Genomic DNA, 3,131 nt, shown 5'->3' with positions numbered 1-3,131 from the left:
CTCATGGATATGAATCTGTTGATGATGGTATCAAAGATAGCGATCGCGAGCACACTGTCACTGCAAATGGTTCCAATGGTTCATCTGAAAATCAAGCTAATTCTACAGAAAATACTACCTCTGATTCTGATATTGATGAGGTTGTCAGACAGAAGCCACCTCAAAGTTAGATCGAGCTAGTATTATTGCAGAAGGAAAAAGGAAAAATCTGGCGTTTTCTGAATTTTAAGCTTTTGATATGTCAAATACAGTGCTTAAGATTATTTCACTATCCAAGTCTTTGATGATTTATACCATGTCCGATAGCGCAGTTATAATTAGCCTCTCTCTAAGAACTCAGTATTATCTGTCAAAAATATTATCAAGTATGAAATTTTGGACTCGACCTGCTGAGTAGCTAAGTGGATCTATTTAATCTAGGACATAAGCTTCCCGTAAAACCTAAGTCATTTGACAGAAAGATTCTTAAAATATGGAAAAGAATATATTTGAAACAATTATCTTCGTGATAGGTTCTAATCAAATCAAGCATTTGTCATACTTATAGTGACTTTCAGCTATTCATTATAAAGGAGTGTATCCATGGCCTTAAAAGTAGCTATCAATGGATTTGGCCGTATTGGACGTCTAGTTTTCCGTGCTGGACTTAACCATCCCGACTTAATCGAGTTTGTTGGGATTAACGATTTAGTACCACCACCAAACCTAGCCTATTTATTAAAATATGATTCAACTCATGGACGTTTCCAAGGAGATGTGTCAGCTTCAGATGATGGTATGACAATTAACGGAAAATTGATTCCATGTGTATCAGTTAGAAATCCTGCTGAACTACCCTGGAAAGAAAAAGGTGCAGATTATGTAGTTGAGTCTACAGGATTATTTACCACTTTTGACGGTGCTTCAAATCATTTGGCAGCAGGCGCAAAGCGAGTCATTATTTCAGCTCCAACAAAAGATCCAGATAGGGTAAAAACCTTGTTGATGGCTGTTAATCACGATCAATTCGAGCCTACCGAAGATACTATTGTTTCTAATGCTAGTTGTACTACTAATTGTTTAGCCCCTATTGCTAAAGTTATTGATGATAATTTTGGTTTGGCAGAAGGTCTAATGACAACTGTTCACGCTATGACTGCTACTCAACCAACTGTAGACGGTCCGAGTAAAAAAGATTTTCGGGGTGGACGTGGTGCAGCTCAAAATATTATTCCCGCTTCTACTGGTGCAGCAAAAGCAGTAACTCTGGTTTTACCACAATTAAAAGGCAAGCTGACTGGTATGGCATTCCGGGTTCCGACTCCAGATGTTTCTGTAGTTGATTTAACTTTCAAGAGCGAGAAGTCAACTAGCTACAAAGAAATTTGTGCAGCGATGAAAGCTGCTGCCGAAGGACCGATGAAGGGTATTCTTGGATATACTGAAGACCCTGTAGTTTCGACTGATTTTACCAGCGACTCTCACTCTAGTATTTTTGATGCAGGTGCTGGAATTGAACTTAACTCCAATTTCTTTAAGGTTGTTTCTTGGTATGATAATGAATGGGGTTATTCTTGTCGAGTAGTAGATTTAATGTTATCAATGGCACAAAAAGAAGGTATTTTAAGTCAATAGCTAACTAACAATAATTCAATTATGGTAGAGGCGTGGAGTGCCTCTACATTTTATTCTTCTTTTGTTTCTCTAGTTCATAGGTATAGCAGTTGTAATTACTGTATTTGGTATATCAAAAGCTTAAAAGTCAGACAACACCAATATTTTTCTTCTTCCTTCTTCCTTCTTCCTTCTTCCTTGTGCCATATCATAATATAATTATATAAAAATAAGTTAAATGGAGTCAGCTTTTATGTCTGAACTACCACCACTGAATAAAGAAACTATTCAGGCAATTATTGATGAAAAAATTGATGATCATACTGTTAATCAATTAGTTTGGTATTATCTTGGTTATCGCTATGATGCTAATACTGATAAATGGGATGCTTCTAGTGTCGCACCAGAGTGGCGAGATGAATATCTAGAACCTCCTAATTTTATTGAATTTCGCCCGCCCACTGTCAAGTTAACTCGTTCTATTCCTAAAGAAAATAAACAGTTACTGAAGCAAAAGTTAGGTTTTAAAGGTTATAAAATAGGAGAATTTACTCCTGTGCAAGCACGCCGTGCTACTATGGCAAATTGGCTTTTAAGCTACATGGAAATTAGTAGTCGTTGATATTTTTTATATCAAATTGTAGTAAATATCTTTATAAATTTTCATACATTGTAGAGACTTTCATTTCAATAGAATGTTTCTACATTTTTTTCACTATAATAATGATTTGATTTGTCAAAAATCTAATAATGGCCAAGAAGTGAGGTTGTTCAACCGAATTTGATATTATAATATTATGTTCGGATACTTAGGGATTGCTGATTAAATCTAAAAGCATTTACAGATAAAGGTTTTAGCCTTTTTAGAACGAAAAAAAAGTGCAACTTTTTAAGCTTGAGCGACCAAAAAGTTAGGATTTTGGGCTAACTACGGCAAAAAAATAAAGGGATAAATATATCCGACTACCTCCTCTAAATCCCCAATTCCTCCTGACTTCCCCTCCTGGGAGGGATTAGGGGTGGGTTGACTCCTGACTTCTGACTCCTACCCCTGCCAAAAGACTTTTTCAGCAAACCCTAATTAGTTATAATAATAGTTATAATGGAGTTTTTGTTTGTAGTTGGGCTTTAGCCCTTTACAGAACTTTTGATATTGATGAACCACATTATCACAATCACGCACCCTATAGGGACATTCCATGGAACGTCCTTACTGTAGTCTACCGGAATGAAAACCCTTGTAAATATTGGCCTTAGGGCTAAAGCACAACTATGAACCTAATTATAACTGTTCTACTGTAAGCGTAGCTCCCCAGAAGGGGGCACATAATATTACCTAATTGCCAGATATTTTTTCACATTTTCACAACCAAAATTAGGATTGCTATAGATGTCTATTGATTGATTAAATTGAACTAATCTTCTACACATCCATCTAGTTTTTCTGAATTTTTTTCCAAAATTATGACATCCGAGCTACTCTCTATTTTTGCTTGTTGAATCCAACCTTTATCTTTTGGTTGTAGTAAAAAATTAGA

2 protein-coding genes are annotated in these 3,131 nt (G+C 35.9%); both read left to right on the top strand.

Translation table 11 applies throughout. The features are described from left to right. Window positions 1-582 precede the first annotated feature (582 nt). Window positions 583-1,614, top strand: coding sequence for a type I glyceraldehyde-3-phosphate dehydrogenase (gene gap, locus F6K13_RS25565; protein WP_124155081.1), 1,032 nt, complete (start codon window positions 583-585; stop codon window positions 1,612-1,614). Between the two features lie 232 nt (window positions 1,615-1,846). Further along, window positions 1,847-2,215 (top strand): DUF1823 family protein, encoded by a 369-nt coding sequence (locus tag F6K13_RS25560; RefSeq protein ID WP_124142854.1) that lies wholly within the window; start codon window positions 1,847-1,849, stop codon window positions 2,213-2,215. Window positions 2,216-3,131: the final 916 nt, after the last annotated feature.

The sequence above is a fragment of the Okeania sp. SIO2B9 genome (genome assembly GCF_010672505.1).
GTDB lineage: Bacteria > Cyanobacteriota > Cyanobacteriia > Cyanobacteriales > Microcoleaceae > Okeania > Okeania hirsuta.
The sequence above is the reverse complement of the archived record's forward strand: the minus strand, read 5'-3'. Positions and strand labels throughout refer to the sequence as shown.